Annotated in this window: 18 protein-coding genes and 1 pseudogene; 3 read left to right on the top strand and 16 right to left on the bottom strand. The window is 37.1% G+C overall.

From position 1 onward, the window contains the following. Positions 1-6: 6 nt before the first annotated feature. The 3 genes from ACN6NF_RS07770 to ACN6NF_RS07760 form a co-directional block, all read right to left on the bottom strand. Positions 7-555 carry an RNA 2'-phosphotransferase gene (locus ACN6NF_RS07770; protein WP_474316611.1) on the bottom strand — a complete coding sequence of 183 codons (549 nt, stop codon included), beginning with the start codon at positions 553-555 and terminating at the stop codon, positions 7-9. A 303-nt stretch (positions 556-858) separates the two neighbouring features. Then, positions 859-1,110, bottom strand: a complete 252-nt coding sequence (locus ACN6NF_RS07765) for a hypothetical protein (RefSeq protein ID WP_190298961.1) — start codon at positions 1,108-1,110, stop codon at positions 859-861. A gap of 13 nt (positions 1,111-1,123) precedes the next feature. Beyond that, entirely contained in the window at positions 1,124-2,287 is a 1,164-nt protein-coding gene (locus ACN6NF_RS07760; protein WP_474316609.1) for a WXG100 family type VII secretion target, read from the bottom strand. 441 nt (positions 2,288-2,728) lie between these two features. Here ACN6NF_RS07760 and ACN6NF_RS07755 point away from each other — a divergent pair, with 441 nt between their 5' ends. Then, positions 2,729-2,935, top strand: coding sequence for a hypothetical protein (locus ACN6NF_RS07755; protein WP_290409050.1), 207 nt, complete (start codon positions 2,729-2,731; stop codon positions 2,933-2,935). 194 nt (positions 2,936-3,129) lie between these two features. After that, complete coding sequence (locus ACN6NF_RS07750) at positions 3,130-3,372, top strand: hypothetical protein (RefSeq protein WP_474316608.1); 243 nt, start codon at positions 3,130-3,132, stop codon at positions 3,370-3,372. A gap of 38 nt (positions 3,373-3,410) precedes the next feature. Here the strand turns inward: ACN6NF_RS07750 and ACN6NF_RS07745 are convergent, their stop codons facing one another. The 7 genes from ACN6NF_RS07745 to ACN6NF_RS07715 all read right to left on the bottom strand — a co-directional run bounded on the left by ACN6NF_RS07745 (position 3,411) and on the right by ACN6NF_RS07715 (position 9,708). Beyond that, positions 3,411-4,049, bottom strand: a complete 639-nt coding sequence (locus ACN6NF_RS07745) for a restriction endonuclease (RefSeq protein WP_474316607.1) — start codon at positions 4,047-4,049, stop codon at positions 3,411-3,413. A gap of 159 nt (positions 4,050-4,208) precedes the next feature. Further along, the gene (locus ACN6NF_RS07740; RefSeq protein ID WP_474316605.1) at positions 4,209-4,754 is read right to left on the bottom strand and encodes a hypothetical protein; all 546 of its coding nucleotides are present in this window, start codon (positions 4,752-4,754) and stop codon (positions 4,209-4,211) included. A 261-nt stretch (positions 4,755-5,015) separates the two neighbouring features. Continuing rightward, positions 5,016-5,345 (bottom strand): hypothetical protein, encoded by a 330-nt coding sequence (locus ACN6NF_RS07735; protein ID WP_474316604.1) that lies wholly within the window; start codon positions 5,343-5,345, stop codon positions 5,016-5,018. Positions 5,346-5,360: 15 nt separating this feature from the next. Continuing rightward, the gene (locus ACN6NF_RS07730) at positions 5,361-6,488 is read right to left on the bottom strand and encodes a WXG100 family type VII secretion target (RefSeq protein ID WP_474316602.1); all 1,128 of its coding nucleotides are present in this window, start codon (positions 6,486-6,488) and stop codon (positions 5,361-5,363) included. A 1,033-nt stretch (positions 6,489-7,521) separates the two neighbouring features. Next, positions 7,522-7,653 carry a hypothetical protein gene (locus ACN6NF_RS07725; protein ID WP_474316599.1) on the bottom strand — a complete coding sequence of 44 codons (132 nt, stop codon included), beginning with the start codon at positions 7,651-7,653 and terminating at the stop codon, positions 7,522-7,524. A gap of 256 nt (positions 7,654-7,909) precedes the next feature. Beyond that, positions 7,910-8,464 carry a hypothetical protein gene (locus ACN6NF_RS07720; protein ID WP_474316597.1) on the bottom strand — a complete coding sequence of 185 codons (555 nt, stop codon included), beginning with the start codon at positions 8,462-8,464 and terminating at the stop codon, positions 7,910-7,912. Positions 8,465-8,565: 101 nt separating this feature from the next. Further along, on the bottom strand, positions 8,566-9,708 hold the full coding sequence (locus ACN6NF_RS07715) for a hypothetical protein (protein ID WP_107735294.1): 1,143 nt from the start codon (positions 9,706-9,708) through the stop codon (positions 8,566-8,568). Between the two features lie 1,087 nt (positions 9,709-10,795). Here ACN6NF_RS07715 and ACN6NF_RS07710 point away from each other — a divergent pair. Continuing rightward, positions 10,796-10,930, top strand: coding sequence for a hypothetical protein (locus ACN6NF_RS07710; protein WP_260148403.1), 135 nt, complete (start codon positions 10,796-10,798; stop codon positions 10,928-10,930). Positions 10,931-11,021: 91 nt separating this feature from the next. Here ACN6NF_RS07710 and ACN6NF_RS07705 read toward each other — a convergent pair whose 3' ends face one another. The 6 genes and pseudogenes from ACN6NF_RS07705 to ACN6NF_RS07680 all read right to left on the bottom strand — a co-directional run bounded on the left by ACN6NF_RS07705 (position 11,022) and on the right by ACN6NF_RS07680 (position 14,910). Beyond that, positions 11,022-11,414 (bottom strand): hypothetical protein, encoded by a 393-nt coding sequence (locus ACN6NF_RS07705; RefSeq protein WP_123796963.1) that lies wholly within the window; start codon positions 11,412-11,414, stop codon positions 11,022-11,024. A gap of 935 nt (positions 11,415-12,349) precedes the next feature. Further along, positions 12,350-12,469, bottom strand: a pseudogene (locus ACN6NF_RS07700) (YunC family protein); the annotation flags it as partial. Between the two features lie 193 nt (positions 12,470-12,662). Beyond that, on the bottom strand, positions 12,663-13,211 hold the full coding sequence (locus tag ACN6NF_RS07695) for an RNA 2'-phosphotransferase (protein ID WP_123796962.1): 549 nt from the start codon (positions 13,209-13,211) through the stop codon (positions 12,663-12,665). 666 nt (positions 13,212-13,877) lie between these two features. Further along, a complete protein-coding gene (locus ACN6NF_RS07690; RefSeq protein ID WP_474316594.1) occupies positions 13,878-14,033 on the bottom strand; it encodes a hypothetical protein in 156 nt (51 codons plus the stop codon). 98 nt (positions 14,034-14,131) lie between these two features. Then, positions 14,132-14,677 carry a hypothetical protein gene (locus ACN6NF_RS07685; RefSeq protein WP_474316591.1) on the bottom strand — a complete coding sequence of 182 codons (546 nt, stop codon included), beginning with the start codon at positions 14,675-14,677 and terminating at the stop codon, positions 14,132-14,134. Continuing rightward, positions 14,674-14,910 (bottom strand): hypothetical protein, encoded by a 237-nt coding sequence (locus tag ACN6NF_RS07680; protein WP_474316590.1) that lies wholly within the window; start codon positions 14,908-14,910, stop codon positions 14,674-14,676. The genes ACN6NF_RS07685 and ACN6NF_RS07680 overlap by 4 nt, the downstream gene beginning before the upstream one ends. Positions 14,911-15,380 lie beyond the last annotated feature (470 nt).

The following is a 15,380-nucleotide window of genomic DNA, read 5'->3' as shown; positions in this document are numbered from 1 at the left end:
TATGCTTTATTCAGGCTTCTTTAAATACTGTGGCGGCACCAGATCAGCAAGCCAAACCCCATGGTTGGCCTTATAAAACTTCACTTGATTAGCTAATGCCTTTATTGTGTCTACTTCGAGGATCACCAGTTCCCCACGTCTTTTGCCTGCTAAAATTGCAAACTCAAGAGATTCAGACAGATGTACATACTTTCTCCCCATCGGCTTAATTCCTTCGGTGAAAATGTTATGGATCACCTTTGTGTTTGTACCATGATAGAGAATCGTTGGTGGAGTGGCTTCCTCATAATTTAATCTGCCTGCACTGTGTCCATAATTAGCTCTTATGTACCCATTAACCATCTCATATCTCTGCTTTGGACAATGGCTTACTACTTGCTTGATATCCGACTCACTGACCTCAGACCATCTGTTCTCTGATCGTATTCCTTGAATTAGGTCTTGAATGTCACAATACCCCTCATGGTCTAGCTCAAGACCAAACTGTTCTGGTGTATGCCTAAGAATCTTACTCATAAATTTACTGAGGCTCTCTTCTTGTTTTGGCGTTAACATGATATACTCCTTCTAATTAAAATATTTGTTTATATATTGATCTGGAATTTTAGATATAGCTTTCCATCCTTTAATTAGTCCACCATGATTGAAAGTATTGAGCATTTCACCGAATTGAGGGATCACGAATTGAAAGTTACTTCGTTTAACTAACCGAGTAATTGAAGATTCTCCTTTTTAACATCGTGTCTTATTCTAGGGCAGATGAGAAATTTCTTCTTTACCAGATGGATTGCTATGAAAAAAAGCCTACTCTCATTTAATTATCAAAGGAGCAAGCTCGGTTCATATTATTGAATTACTTTATGATTCAAATGTCATCTTATCAGGAAATATCCCCCCTTCTTTAACGAAGCAACGTGCCATCCTCTGTGCAGCCCTATCAAAATAAAATTTATTTGAATGGCTCGGATCTGGTAAAGGTTCAATTTCAGAGAATAACTTAGTCTCTTTGTTCAATTGAATTTTCCCCATAATGTGTTCATTAGGGCCATATCTATAAATAACTACATTCTCATCTTCATGTTCTTTAAAAAGTAAAACAAATGCTCCCATTATAAAATCTCCTTTACTCTATTTCCCATGGACGACCCGACCTTACCGCAGCTTTATGAGCAGTCTCATAGTCTGTTTTAAATATACCCTCAAATCTGGATTCAAACAATTCATGGTTAAGCAAATCCATATCTTTTTCTGTTTGTAATCCTTTTTGTAATCTGTCCCATGCTTGAGCTATTTCGTAATCAGAATGAAATCTGCCATAACCACTTGATTTTATATGTTCATTTATGAAAACGTGTTCTTTGATTCTTTGAACTCTACTTTCCTTCATTCCAGAGTTTTCAGCTATTGCTTTTACATCATTATCAGAAGCTCTGATTTGATCATACATCTCATCTGCTTTAGATTCTCTACGATAATATTCATCAATTGAAAGATCGTTTCTTCCACCTGTTTGTACTTCTGTTTTAGGTTCAGTTTCTATTGAATTACCCAATTTTGAATTTGTATTGTTCTTTGGAATCTCATACTTAATGGATGATTTCAATCCAAGTTTGGGTTTGATTACCGAACTAACTCCTCCAAACAATCCTGCTGTACCGATCATATTAGCCCAGTGTTCCTTCGACCACGCATTGGTAGGATTAAATGCTCCCTGAATCATACCCGTTATTCCAAATGTACCGAAATTGAGCATGTCATTCCATGAATCGTTTTGTTTAGCTGCCCGTTCCATATACCCTTGATACATTCCTTTTGGAATACCATACGACATATAATCTAAAAAGCTCCAAACCGAATCAAACTTTTTCTCATAGCGTACTGAATTAGCATCTACAAAATCCTGACCTAGTTCAGTTAAGCTATCTACCGATTTCTGAAACGCATTCCGCGTATCTGGAGCAGGAACAGCACATGAATTCGGTGGAGGCGGTAAACAACTTGCATCAATATTACCTGCTTCCATCAGGTCCGCTAATCTGAATTTATCTGCATGGTGACGTAACTCCCTAGCAATAGAATCCACCAGGGTAACAAAGTCATTCATATTCTTCTGAGATTTCTGGAAGGAATAGTAAAAGTGTTCTTTAGTCAGTCCCTCCCACAATTGTCCCATAGATAAAATTTGTTGTACTAAATTGCTATTCATTTGAGTTGTCGTTTGCCGTGCTAACTCAAACTGCTTGGAGACCGTCATAAGTTGCTCAGGTGTCACTTTAATGGTTGTCATAATTTACCTCTAGTCATGAGTTCGTTATGACATAGTAACACTATTCCGATTTGTGGAAAATGAACTTAATTCCTAATTGTTATATGAAGGATTAACCTTTCTACCTATGTCTAAAGGCATAAATTCGTCGTTTTTTAATCTTCATCTTCATTCTTTAATCTGTAACTATCCATTTTGTTTTTTTCTGACTGGACTAATCATTGATTTCCTTATCCGAATAATCAGCCAGAAAGCTAAGAGATCATATCAATCCGCAAACCCTTCCAGCGCCTCATTCACTAATGCTCTATATTGTGAGTCCAAATTAGTCTTCCGTCTTAATTAGGCAGCATCCCTAAAGGTTAAATCTTCTTGAATAGCACCCTTTAGTTCCCTTTTTCCAGAAAACAGACTACCATAAGAATAAAGACAATAGCTTGATGTTTTTTGGAGGGTTGTGAATTGGTAGAAAAATTTGAAAAGACATTCGTTCAATTAGCTCAATGCGAGCTGTCTCCAGAAGAGCGGCAAGCATGGTGGGAAGAAAATAAAGTTCAATTGGAAAAGCACTTATCCCGTGGTGTTTTTCTTAAACTCAAACCCATCAAGCACGACTTTCGATGGGTGCCTATCCTTGCCAGCCAAAAGAGAGCCGTCGAATATCTTTAGGCGAGAAACATTCCATTCGAAAATTCCGATCTATACCAACAACACTATGGAGCTGAATTCAAAGCTTTTGCAAGATTCAAAAAGAGCAGGATAAAATTCTACTTGACCATCTTAACAAAAAGATACCACAAGTATTCCAGACATATCCAAAGTTTGCGACTTCGCTTAGAAACGTTTACAGTAATTCGGATGTTTTGGATGGCGGCGCATCTTTACATAAAATTGAACAGGTAGAAGCGTCATTAGATTTTCAACTGCCAAGCGATGTAAAAAAGCATTTTGAAGTAGTTGAGAATATTTCAATTGAAGGTACATGTTTAGAATTGGAATCATTACAAAAGATAGATAAAAAAGAGAAGCCCTATATCGTTTTGGGTGAATTTTGGAAAGAAGCTGACGGGGACTTACTGCTGATAAAGCAAAAACCGGACCGGTAAGGGGGTATTCCTATCCGTTCCGGTCCCGTTTTCCTTCGTCACAACACAGTTTGTTTCTGGTATTTTTCAGTCTTACGATCCTTTTTAATCACTTTACTGTTATCCCTATAATCATCCCATGAATCTAGACTCAAATAAGGCTCTCCTTCGATGATATCTTTTACTTTGCTGTGCTGTTGTTCTTTGAATAGCTCAATCATTCGAATTAAATCATTGCGATCCAGCAGCTTCACTCCATTATAACTGGCTAACTGTTCACACGAGGTTGTGTATTTACTTGAAGTAATCACAATAGATTTCTTAGCTCTGTAAAATCGCATACAGCTATACACTTCTTGAACCGCACCCAACCCAACAGGATTGGTGACTGCATACCGTTTGGCCTGAAGGACATTACGGTATCCCTCACGATCTGTAAATACCAAATCTGCTCCAAAATCTCTACTGTCTTGTGTCTTATACACATCACTATAACCCAAGCAATTGAACAGCTTGCACAAATAAATTTCAAAATCCTTGCCATCTTCCATACGATCAATCTCGCTTATGCCGATTTTGTAAGGATCAATATCCTGCGTTACTTTATATCGCTCTTGGACTTTGGGCCTTTTAAGAAAACGTAACAGAACCAAAGCAAGTAATACAGCAATGACACCAACAACTATAAATATGTACAACTCTGCTCCTCCTTAGCTATTCAACTCTTTTCCACACTTGCTTATAATACAACGAATAGGTACAATTTACCATTAAAATTCAAAGAAATATAGTAGATTAGAAACAAAAATGAGTCTAAATAAAAAGGCAACAGGTAATACCTGCTGCCTCACTTCCTATTATTCAGCTTCCCTTAATGTTTTTAAAGCTCCAGTAAATGAATTGTCAATCGACATAATATATCCATTAACTTGCTTGCTAAATTCAGACTCCGTAAGTTTATCTTTTCCTGCCGTGTGATTCTTAATGAATTTTATAAGGTCTGCTTTTTGTTTTGCAATATCCTTTAAAACTTGGTCACTTTCTCGCTTGTAATTTTTAATACTTTTACTTAGTTCCACCTTTGCCACGCTGAGCTGCTTCTTTAATTTATCGCAATCAGCCTTGGCTTGAGCTATTACCACTTTACTAGACTTATTTTTCACTTCGTTTTTATATCGCGCAGTTGCTTGGTTTAATCTCTGAGTTAACTCACGAACTTCTGCCCCCAGGACAGCATTGAGCTTTTTTTGTGCAACTTTAATTTCCTTTACACGATCTTTGTAATTCTCAAAGTATAATTTTTCGATTTCACTTGTTGACATTGCTTTTGTAGATGTTGCTGCCAATACTTGTGATGGAATTAAAACAACAAACATTAATAATAGTAGAATAGCTTTCTTCATATGTATCCCCTTGTCTGGTAATAGTATAATTATCATAAGGGAAATGAAGGCAAGAGTAAATATAATAAAAAAACAATAAAAGAAAACTGAGTTATTTCTATTCTTCCAATTAAAAAGGAGCAGGGTAAAATTATTCAGTATAACCTGGCCCCCATTTAAGGAGTAGATCATGGAACTTATAATTATAAGCATCATGAAAACAAATAAAAACGAAAGATCATCCTCAATTTAGTGAAAAAACTCAATTAAGGATGATCTAAGCTATTCATTTTTCCAAATAATAGACCCATCTAAAGATGTAATCATGCTAGGGGGGTCGTCATGGAGAGAAATTTCAATAAAGGAGCTTTTTCCTTTTTGTAACCATTTATATATACTTCTTTCATCGTTAATCGGCTTAGATACTATCTTTTTAACTTCAACAACCGCAGCATCATATTCAAGGAACTCATTATCATCTTCATCTAAGCCATTGTTTGTTTCATAGATGGTGTCTCTAGTACCAATAATCTTTAACCCATTTTCCCAATGAATAGTTAATTCTTCTTTTGGTACTGAAATAATAGCTTTAATTAAAGAATCATATCCCATATATTCCTCCTTGGTTTAAGGCGCTGCTGGTACAATATGTGCGCCATCTTTACCGTAATGAATAATTCCTTTTGTGGTTTCCTCGAACATACCAGTATCTCTATTATAGTATTTCCCAATAGGTTTTCCGAAATCAATCCTTTCCCATCCGGCTTTAAACATATCACCTTTCCCAGAATAACTATCAAGTAATTCTTGTGCAGTTTTGTTGTCACCATAGAGAATACTTTTGTTTTTACCATTTGCTAAGTCTTGTTTGTAGTTGGGTGTCCCAACAATATGCTTCTCTTGATCACCGTGTTTTACTTTTACAGGGTAACCGTCTACTTCACGGTAAGGACCTGATGGAACAGATTTCTTCCCATAAGAAGGAGTACCTTCTCCTCTCGCCATCTGCCACAATTCCGCTGTTTTTTCTCCTACTCCACTTGCACTTTTAACCGCCGTTGTAGCTCCATGCGCTGCCAAAGCTGCCGATCCAATTAATCCTGGTACTCCGATTATACTCCCTACACCTGTAGATGAAACTGCAACTGATAATCCTTCTCCACCTAATCCAGCTACTACCTCACCAGCTCCCTGCAATGTTGTAGCTACATGACCGAGAATTTCACCTACTTTAGCTGCCATGGGATGATCATAATCCCGTTCTTTATCAGGTAACATCCCTAAGGTTAAATCTTCCTGAATAGCACTTTTTGCTCCCTGTGCAGTATCCCAGAGGATTTCTCCTTGAAGCTTGCTAGCTTCCATCTGGACTTCAGCCTTGGTGATCTCAGCTCGTCCGATTTGTTCAAAAATTTTATGTAACCAACCTTCACCTGTGGAAGCCGTTTTAACAGAGTCTCCGAGCCACGGCACATCCAATACGACTTTTTCCCCGTCCACCTGTGTAAAGTTTTTTGAAATAAAAATAAGTTCTTGTGCTACTGTCGATAGTCGTTCAATCGTCACATTCATGGATTGTCGAGAAACCTGAAATTCTTGAAAAAATCTTTCTCGGGTAGCTCCTGACCAGCCTTGTTGAACAAAATCAATTCGTCCACTCAAAAAATTCAGCATACGCTCCATTTCATGCTTTCCGTGTAAGAACTGATCAGCAACTTCCATCAATTTGTCAGGTGGAACTAATATTCTCCCCATTCTACCACGCCCACTTTAATTTTGATGGAAATAATATTATCAGAAGGAGATGTTTAGGGACATCCACCAATTATCCTGATATTCCCTTTTTATATTATGTGACCAATGGGCTGAAATAAACAAATTTATTATGTCTAAAGTATTATAATCCCTTGTTATAAGATACATTTATTAACGTGGCACTATTAGCCCTAAACTTCGCCCCTCAACCATATCCTGCAACTCAGGAATTTTTTATGGTTATGTAGCTGCTCAGTTGTTATGTTCAAATCGTTTGCAATATCCTCTTGAGTTTTTGCCAAAATGTAAAATTATTTGACTTTTCCTCTTATTATGGCAACAAACTTTATTTATAAAAAATACAAATATTTTCTTTTTTAAGGTGCGATTAGATGGTGGTTAAAAAATATTGAAAAGGGTGTGTTTTTATTGAAGTTGAAAAAAACTAGTTATTCTTACTGATAAATTGCCTATTACCTATGGTAATAGCAAGGCTCAACTTGATGGTTGGGTATTCAATTTAAACTAATGAAAAAGAAAACTATTTTTATCATAATTAGGATTTTAAAGAAATCATTATTGTCTTTTCCCTTTTAAACCTGTGGACGGTCAATAATCTGCATGTGCCTTCCCAATAATTCAATAATCAAGGAGGTAACATGAATAAGAAGAAGGCTTGGAAGATAGCTGGCTTTTCCGTCTTAGCGATTGTTTGATTTTATGTTTTTTTTGCTACTGTTTGGGGATGCTGTATCACAGCTTTCTAAAGGCAAGAGCCTTCCTTGTAAAAGGAGGGCTTTATTTTTGAGACTATTTTCGAGGAAAACATCAATACGTTACAACCATACATACAAAAAAAGGCTAGAAGGACAATCTCGTCTAACCTTCACTTAAATTTTTTATGATTTAATGATCTGCTTTGCTTCCCATTGACTCGTTTTAGGAATGATTAAAATCCTCTGCGGTAACCTGTTGGGTTCGCAATTAAACCCATTTTAGGATTGCATTATTTCAAAACTTTTTCATTCAAATTTTATTTACGTTCATGCTCCACCAATTGGATCATAGTATGGATTAACCTGATGGCTATCGACTGGACAGGTATAATAACGATAAACAAAAAACTAGCCGCAATGATTAGAAGTACCATTTTTCTAACATTCATAACCACATCTTTTCAAGATTAGAGACGAACAAGCATTCCATACTATTTATACAAACGTGCTAACTTCCTACATGTCAGCCCTTAGCTTTTGAATACCAGAGTTCGAAATTTTCTACAGTTGTCTTTCAGATGCAACCTATTTGATAAAATTGTAACCAGACTGTATGTACAATTAAAGATGTGTATAACTGTGGTAAAATATTCCACAAACATCAAAAAAGGTGTAGTCATTAAGTTGACTACACCTAATTAAATATCATTTGTCATTGTATGTTAGAGAAACATGAAGATAGCCATCTCTTATACCAGGTAAACCATCCGTTTCTTTTATATCTAAAAAATCAAGTTTTTCTCTCCAAGCTTCTCTTTCTTTATCTTTATAAGTGTTACCGTATCTATCAAAAACATAAGCGATAACTGATGCTTTTATTTCAACGCTCCCCTTTGAAATACGTGTCCATTCTGTCGGTGCAACTATTTGGTTACTTAAAGGAGTTATTTCTTTCCCCGAGACATTCAATACAAACACTTTACCTTGATTTGCTACAAGCGCTACCTTCTTCTTAGCATCCCATGAAACTGAATCGACATAACCACCAAACAAATCTTTTATAGGTATATATCGGGACTTATAATTAAATTGTTTCCCTTTTTGCTTATATGAGATTGTTAAAGCAGTGTTTTTAAGGTTTGAGTTGTACGCATGGTCTGCTTTTTTAGCTATTGAATCACTAACACCTGCTGCTTGTATGCTTGCTCCAAAAACAAAAAACAAAGAAAAAGACAATAAAAAGAATGTTATTTTTCTCATAAATATCCCTCCAAACCTTTTCATTAAGTAGCTGATAACTTTAGTTAGGTCAATACCTATTTCAAAACATATACAGGCACTGACCTAACACTACAATATACTTAGAAACCTACAGTATTAACTGTTACTGTTTGGTAAGGTACACTACCAGATTTACTTATTGCTCCACTAGGCGTATCACACGTACCAAACGTTTTTCCATTATACGTGTGACTACTTAAAATGCCTTGTGTCAAATCAGTTGTTGATCCATCTATTCTCGTAACCTCAGTACCAGAATAATTAACCGTTACTTTACCAATGTCACCACCAGAATAATTCTCTTTAGCTAAAGCTGTAACTCTTTTAACAACTAAATTAGAAACCTCAGAGCTACTCAGTGGTTTTGAATAAGTAAATAGAAGGTACTGATTTGTACCATTAACATTAGTTCCGTTCACAAAGTACTTAAAACGCGAAGTAGTAGTATCATAAAAAACATTGCTTATAACATTAGTACCTGCTTTGTATCTAGGAGGAACACTAGTGGAACCATCTGGAATAGGATTCTGTAGCGTACCCTGCGGATGAATAACCGCAGTATAGCTGTTTTGTGCTTGACTATACTGTAACCCAGCTTCAAGCTTAAACCCACTCAAATAAGAAGAAGAAAGCACATCTATACCATTATATAAATATCCAGCTACACTTCCATTAGGTGCATTAATTGCAGGATAGGAAGGTAAAGTAAACGTTGTTCTAATACCTTTATATCCAGTAGCCGTTACTTGTCTAGCAAAAGCTCCACTATTAGAGCCTAAAATATTGGGATCGATAGTTGCTCTTTGTAGAGCAATATTGTTTTCTACACCCTCTTCCTTTTTATTTAAATCAATTTCATTAACAACTTCCCCATTTTTGTCATACACAAATCCATTGTCATCCATTGTATAAATATAGGCATTATCCAAAATGTTTTCAAACTCATCTTTTAATGATTCATTATTGTATGTAGACTCAGATGCAGAAATGCTTTTTTTATTCACTTTAATACCAAACTCGCTTAAGTAGTCATTCTGATCTGTCTTGTTCAGGTGTGCAAGTTCATTAAGATGGTAATTCACTTGATCAATACGATCCTTGTCAATTTGTTGTTTGATGATCTCTTTATCCAATGGTACAGCACTACCTTCTGCTTTTACTGAGGTGAGAGGAGCCATACCTATAATTAAGGCCAACCCCGCAATTGCTAAATGCTTTTTCATCTAAAAACCTCCCAATGTTTGATAGACACAGGATATAATGTACAATGTTGTATATTGATTTACAATAATTTTTTTTCATAAAAAAAGGATTTTTTATAATAATTTTTAAAAAATGCGAACAATTCATTGTCACATTTACAAAATAAAAAGGTTAGACGGACAGCCCGTCTAACCTTCACTTAATTTTCATGGTTTAATGCATATGAACAAACGCTCCGAACTATTTATACAAATGTACTAACTACCAATGTGCCAGCTCTAAACTTGAAACCAACCACTTTGAGCTGCCGATGGTATAGTTGTAACTTGACTACTCGTTGATTGTGTACTTATGACTAATACTAATAAGAAAGTCGTCGTGCATAGCTTTCTAAATTATGATACTCCGTCTTGGCTTCAGTTAGGACAAATTTCTGATAACGTTCGACAATTATCCTGTAACGAAGGATTGAGCGTTCATCATTAATTATAATTGATTTCCTCATACCATCTAATAAGAACCGAACTCCCTTTTCGTACTGGCCTCTGGATAAACAATATTCAGCCAATTCACTCAATACGCCAACAAGCTTCACTATGTAACAAGGGGAAACGAAATTTCGTTCCACATGCATAGGATTTCGAATATCGCGTTTCACGATAATTGAGTTTAGCTTTCATACCTTTCGATTCAGAGGGTTAGAATTACGATATGAAATTCACCATGTCTGGATTGGCAACGCACGTCCACAATGGACACGAGTCCAATTATAGCGTTACTCAGTGTCACGCTATTTTCAGAACGCAAAGTTGAATGTGAAGATTGTATGTAAACTTGCTTTGGGATTACCCGAAACGAAGCGTCACAGTTGGAGGTTGGAAAGTTAAGGTTACCATCAGCAAAATTATCCTTTGGGTGACACTTGATGACACCCATTTCGTTATGTAAACAATACTATCAGCTATGACCCCGTGAAAGCTTCCCAATGACGCATTTGGATACAGAAAAATCCAGTCAGCGTCAATATGTGGACAACCGGATGGTAAAATTGATGTTTTATTCAAAAATATGTTAACTTTAAAGGCTCGTCTATTATTTAGGAGGGCAATGCCAGCGAACACATTAACGACTCCGTTGGGCTTGTATGTGGTTGAATACGAACGGCTGCTGTGGTATGTGCTTCTGCCAAATTTGAAATCGAATCGTAAGAAACATATTTTGAGGGTCTGTTTAAGCAATTAAAATAGGACTAGTCAGAAGGGAATTCCCTTCCGACTAGTCTCTTTAAATTACTATTATCGATATTCTCATAGTGAAGCAAAACCAATGATTTTTAATAATAAACGTAGAATGATCCATCGTTTATATTTCCACCTACGTAAATTTTATAGTAACCATATAGTTGTGTTTTTATATATTCTTTACCCTTTATTTGTCCTAAAAATTTTTCACCACCATTTGGGTCGACAGCATAAACTGGAAAACTTTTGGTAGAAGAAGCATTAACCACAATCTTGATAGCCCCAGTCATATATATATCCTGAGTTGAACTTCCGATATCTCCCCATTCTGTTCCTTGAAAATCAAAAGTTCCAACGTCCTGAATTTCCTGTGCTGAAGGGGTATTATTAGTAACGGCTTCGTCAGCAAAAACGGCTTGTATAGGTGTTAAGATCATCATCAAGGAAGCAAAAGCAGAGATTGATATTTTCTGAAATTTTCTCACATTTAACATCTCCTTTAGGAAATAAATTGAGAATCAAAATTACCAATTAATCTAATGATTTTACAATAGATTAGCTAAACTTCTCGAAAACATTGTGTATAAATTAAACCGTTTACTCCTCCTCCAACGTTTGTATCTTGCAATAAAAAATATACAATATTCTCTTTGGAAGAAACAGGTTCTTTCTTTATTGTCATTTAATAAATTGTTATTTATTGTAAATATAAAATTTGATAACCCCCCCCCTTTTGTGAAGAAGTATTGTATTTTGTTTACTTGACGAGTGTTCAGTGACAACAAGTTTACCCTATCATTCTCTTTAAGAAGGATATCTTATTGCCTTTCAATTTCAATTATTGTTAATGTGTAGCTGATGAACTGGTATCAATACGTTGTACATTGAACATATATACCTGTTATACGCTCTCATGTTCATTCTAAAGCTGTTATTCACTTTATGAATATGGAAGTCTCAAAATCCCAGTAACTTTAATCTGCGTTGGCTTAACGTTCTCCTTTGAGCTTATCTCATTTACTTTGCTCTCCTGTCGGTACTCGTAATCTTTTAAGGTCATTTCACAATTCACAGTTGCAGTTTTTCTCTAGAATAAACTTTCCAAAACCACTGTTCCAAAGAATGCTATACCGTACGATCATTTTGTCCATATACAAATATCTTCTTTTTAATAGATTTTTTATGGCTCAACTCAAACAACCATTTGAGCAGACCTCACAGGAGTAAAATGCACAGTCACATGCTTGTCCCCCTTCAAAAGGTCACAAATGCGGTCACAAAATTCAGTCATTTATAAGATTTTAATAGAATGAATCAGTACAGATCAGTAAATTGAAAATTGCTATGAAAGCTTGTCCCGCTTTACTTTACGGCTTAAACAGCGGAAAATTTCACTGCCCCAAATTCGGTACATCTTAGACGCACCACACATGATGTAACCACGGGAGTTGGAGATCGTCAACAGGGTTGTTTTAGGCAGTTAGACCTCGACTCCGATAAATGTATGCTCACCCACTTGAATGAGTTCCATGTGTATCATGGTTACATACACCTCCTCTTTGTTCATCCGGGATATTTTATGCGACATTTGCGGGTAAGTGTGGACACCCGTGGATACATTCAAAATTTTAGGAGGATTATGTATGTACAGCAAAATAGGTGATATCACAGAGACTATATGGAATGATTTTGTCTAGTCTTTGTGATCATCGTTAATGTTTTGGGTTTACGTTTTATTCAAGCTTCTTTAAATACTGTGGGGGTACAAGGTCAGCAAGCCAAACACCATGGTTGGCTTTATAAAACTTCACTTGATTAGCCAATGCCTTTGCTGTGTCTACTTCGAGAATCACCAGTTCCCCACGTCTTTTGCCTGCTAAAATTGCAAACTCAAGGGATTCAGACAGATGTACATACTTTCTGCCCATTGGCTTAATTCCTTCGGTGAAAATGTTATGGATTACCTTTGTGTTTGTACCGTGATAGAGAATCGTTGGTGGAGTAGCTTCCTTATAATTCAATCTGCCTGCACTGTGCCCGTAATTAGCTCTTATGTACCCATTAACCATCTCATATCTCTGCTTTGGACAATGGCTTACTACTTGCTCGATATCCGACTCACTGACATCAGACCATCTGTTCTCTGATCTTATTCCTTGCATCAGGTCTTGAATGTCACAATAACCCTCATGGTCTAGCTCAAGACCAAACTGTTCTGGTGTATGCCTCAGAATCTTACTTATAAATTTACTAAGGCTCTCTTCTTGTTTTGATGTTAGCATTGTATACTCCTTTAATAAAATATTTGTCTACCTATAATAACTTATCCAATGATACATAGCGCCTTGTAAGTAAAGCCCCAAACCTCCGATAAGGAAAGATGTAGCTCCAATTAAAAAACCTCTTAGACTGTATCTGTTATAAGCCTCCAATATTTTTGCAAGTCCCAGCCCACAATGAAAATAACTGAAAATACCTCTTATCAAATCCATGATAAAAATTTCCGATTCTTAAATCCCTCCTCTCTCTAATAGTTATCCGATGAAAATAAAGATTTAGACTGGATTTGTTGCTCCTAAGCTGATTCTGAATTGCTAAATCGTCAGACTTGGAATAATAAGTTTTAGACTGACCCAAATATAAAACCAGCGGCAGTCAAGGACCTGAAAATAAAGTCCTAGACTGCCGCTGGTTTATTGAACTAACGTTCTCTGTTAGCGTAACAAGTGGTGTAAAATTATTTCATGCGATAAGACTGGCTGTTTTGATAATTTTTATTTGATACAAGATGAGGTTCTTGTCATCCGCCGTACCGATCCAGCTAGTCGCGCTGCCACGCCTCGAAGGACTTGCCACTTATACTCTGCAGCGGCTTGCCACTAGGGAGCGAGAACATGCCACCCCCGTTGATATCTACAACCGTTTCGGTGCTACCGATCGGCTTGCCGTCAGTAAGAAACACCGAGGTCGATAAATTCTCCCTGAATCGTTAGGCTTCCAATCGCCTTAAATCGTTCCACCTTTATGGTTTTGCCGAAATAATTGGCTGGATCAACGTCTTCCATCAGTCCCCATTCGACCATATCTGGTGTACGGGACAGCACTTTCCGACGACTGTCGAGAATCCTCTCTATCGCTGGATATTCCTCGAATCTTCGTTCGATGAAATGTTGAATAACCGCCCCGTAAAGGGGCGGTTTTCTTATGCTTGCATGAATGCTTCTAACGGCTCCAGAGTCGAGAACGTCTTCTTTGCATCCTTCTTCCGTTGTTCATCATAGAGTTTGGTCAACTCTACGAATGATTCAGCTTTAATCTTCGTATAACTCGATTTGGTGTATCTGTTTATGTACGTCTTTTGCCCTTCCTCTTCAACCCACTCGTAAACGACGTCATATTTATCCCTCAGATTCTTCAAATGAAGTGCCCGGCGCAACACTGCATAGTGTTCTTCAATGGCTTCATCGCATTCTTCCATAATCTTCTCGTATGCGCAGCCAACTCGCATCAGAATCTCTGATGCCCGTTCATCGCCGTATCTCGCGAGAAATTCCTTCAACGAAACCAGCGCATATAGCGTTATTTGTTCCTTGTCATTCGGATTCTTGTATTCATAACAGCCTACAACCAAATTGCGGTCGGTCATTTCCTCCTTACTGAACTGCATCTTGAACAAATACTCGAGTGTCTTCTGCTTCATAACGGTTTCCAACATCTGTTCTTTATCAATCTTGATGCCCGTTGTCACCCACGGAAACGGTAGTTGGCCGTTACTTTCACGCGATAACTACCCCTAATATTTAAAATCGGTAGACCCGTAGCAATTGCGTACGACCTATTATACCCTTTGCCCACGAATATTTCCTGTTCTTCTCGCATGTGTCCTACCCCTCCTTTTAGTACCAAGTTCCATTCGGCGCGTAGTGCCACCAGTTGTCTGCGAAGTGAATCTTCGCTCGATTCCAGCGAATTGCGATCCAAATTATCCTCCGCATTTTCCAGTAATTTCTTGGTTAAGCTATAGTTCTCCGTTCGTATTATGAGCTGTGACCTACGCTTACGGGCTTTGCCACTTCACTTCCGCTCTTCCAATCCCGCTCTGTCCATTGTCAGGTAACACTTTTATTTCCATCTCTCCAGGTACTTCATGAATCTCCGTTACAATCGGTTCAGACGAACCGAGGAATAAGATCCTATAGTAAACTATTGCATATCCATAAAACCACCACTTTTTTGTGTTGGTCTCCTATTAGTTCGTCACCGCTGCTTTTCATTAACCCGCGAAGATACTTCTGGGATAAATTGTATCATATGAGAACCATAAGTCCATCTAATGGTTGCGTTATCCTGCCCGTCGGCTAACGCCGGCTGCCAGTCTACAACTTTATTTTTCACGGTCTAATGCTTTGTTTTTCAGTCTAACACTTTATTTTCACAGAACAATAGTCTCA

Source organism: Paenibacillus sp. TSM33, from assembly GCF_056099025.1.
This window is presented reverse-complemented; position numbering and strand designations above follow the sequence as displayed.

Excerpts from the sequence above, each read along its gene's own strand:
- ACN6NF_RS07770 (WP_474316611.1), bottom strand. The coding sequence starts at position 555 with ATGTTAACGCCAAAACAAGAAGAGAGCCTCAGTAAATTTATGAGTAAG.
- ACN6NF_RS07765 (WP_190298961.1), bottom strand. The coding sequence starts at position 1,110 with ATGGGAGCATTTGTTTTACTTTTTAAAGAACATGAAGATGAGAATGTA.
- ACN6NF_RS07760 (WP_474316609.1), bottom strand. The coding sequence starts at position 2,287 with ATGACAACCATTAAAGTGACACCTGAGCAACTTATGACGGTCTCCAAG.
- ACN6NF_RS07740 (WP_474316605.1), bottom strand. The coding sequence starts at position 4,754 with ATGAAGAAAGCTATTCTACTATTATTAATGTTTGTTGTTTTAATTCCA.
- ACN6NF_RS07735 (WP_474316604.1), bottom strand. The coding sequence starts at position 5,345 with ATGGGATATGATTCTTTAATTAAAGCTATTATTTCAGTACCAAAAGAA.
- ACN6NF_RS07730 (WP_474316602.1), bottom strand. The coding sequence starts at position 6,488 with ATGGGGAGAATATTAGTTCCACCTGACAAATTGATGGAAGTTGCTGAT.
- ACN6NF_RS07725 (WP_474316599.1), bottom strand. The coding sequence starts at position 7,653 with ATGAATGTTAGAAAAATGGTACTTCTAATCATTGCGGCTAGTTTTTTG.
- ACN6NF_RS07720 (WP_474316597.1), bottom strand. The coding sequence starts at position 8,464 with ATGAGAAAAATAACATTCTTTTTATTGTCTTTTTCTTTGTTTTTTGTT.
- ACN6NF_RS07715 (WP_107735294.1), bottom strand. The coding sequence starts at position 9,708 with ATGAAAAAGCATTTAGCAATTGCGGGGTTGGCCTTAATTATAGGTATG.
- ACN6NF_RS07710 (WP_260148403.1), top strand. The coding sequence starts at position 10,796 with ATGCCAGCGAACACATTAACGACTCCGTTGGGCTTGTATGTGGTTGAA.
- ACN6NF_RS07695 (WP_123796962.1), bottom strand. The coding sequence starts at position 13,211 with ATGCTAACATCAAAACAAGAAGAGAGCCTTAGTAAATTTATAAGTAAG.